Annotated in this window: 2 protein-coding genes; both read left to right on the top strand. The window is 45.6% G+C overall.

Going from position 1 to position 1026, the window contains the following annotated elements; genetic code table 11:
* Positions 1–397: T9SS type B sorting domain-containing protein (locus U6A24_RS23180; protein ID WP_324182412.1), on the top strand; the 397-nt coding region annotated here is incomplete at its 5' end.
* Between the two features lie 80 nt (positions 398–477).
* Positions 478–1026, top strand: a 549-nt coding sequence (locus U6A24_RS23175) for a hypothetical protein (RefSeq protein WP_324182411.1), incomplete at its 3' end; no start/stop codon positions are given.

Below are 1026 nucleotides of genomic sequence, written 5' to 3'. Positions count from 1 at the left end.
TACCTATGCGTTCGGTATCGGAGTAACTACGGTTACCTGGATCGTGAGTGATGGTGTTGGAAATACCGCTTCTTGCGAGCAGACCGTGACCGTGAAAGCGACCGGGAATTGTAGCTCCAAACTCCTTACGGATTTCAACAGCGGGTTTTCTCCCAACGGTGATGGCATTGCCGATACCCTGGTGATAGAAGGCCTTGAAGACTATAAGAACAACGTGGTGAAGATCTATGACCTGAGCCAACGCTTGCTGTTCAGTGCCCATTATAGAGGACCCGGCGATGGTTGGGACGGTACCCATAAAGGCGGCATGGTACCCGTGGGCTCCTATGTATGCGTGATCGACTATAACGAACCAGAGTTGGGCCACCAAACAAAAATGATCTATGTTAATTATTGATCTTGTCGGGTTTCGAGAGCCTCAACCCTAGACAATCGAATTCTTAACTCCTAATAATAAAGCATAAATACATAATACATATGTCCAAACAAAATTTTCAAACGAAATTAATCGAATTAGAAACCATCCCACAAGACTTGGTAAAAGCACCAAGGCAACCCGTAGATGTAACTACACAAGAAGCGGAAAACTTGTTTATTTGGGTGCAAGAAGACAAAAAAGTACTGATTAGTATAGGATTGGATTGGGACAAATATGTAGAGGATCTACCGATACGTACCGGAGCGTGCCGATATGCACAAGCCATTTGGAACAAAGAGCGCTATAGCCAGGAAGAAGCTGCCAAGGCCTGGAAAGAAGAGTCGCCCAAAGCCTATGCCTTTAGAAATGACTTGTTGGCCGATATGCGTTTTGCGTTTAGAAAACGCCCTGATCTATTAGCACGGGTACGAACTATTGCCGGGGGCGATGGCAATGCCGATATGATACAGGATCTGATGGATATTAGTGTACTAGGAAAAGCCAATGCCACCGAATTTGAAGCGACTAATTATGATATGGCTCGCTTTGATCTTGCCGAGCAAAAGTCAGATTGCCTGGCCGAGCTATTAGCCAAAGCCAACGGTACT

This window comes from Aquimarina gracilis, assembly GCF_035285365.1.
GTDB classification, from domain to species: domain Bacteria; phylum Bacteroidota; class Bacteroidia; order Flavobacteriales; family Flavobacteriaceae; genus Aquimarina; species Aquimarina gracilis.
Note: the sequence above shows the minus strand (reverse complement) of the source record. Positions and strands in the feature narration are given on the sequence as shown.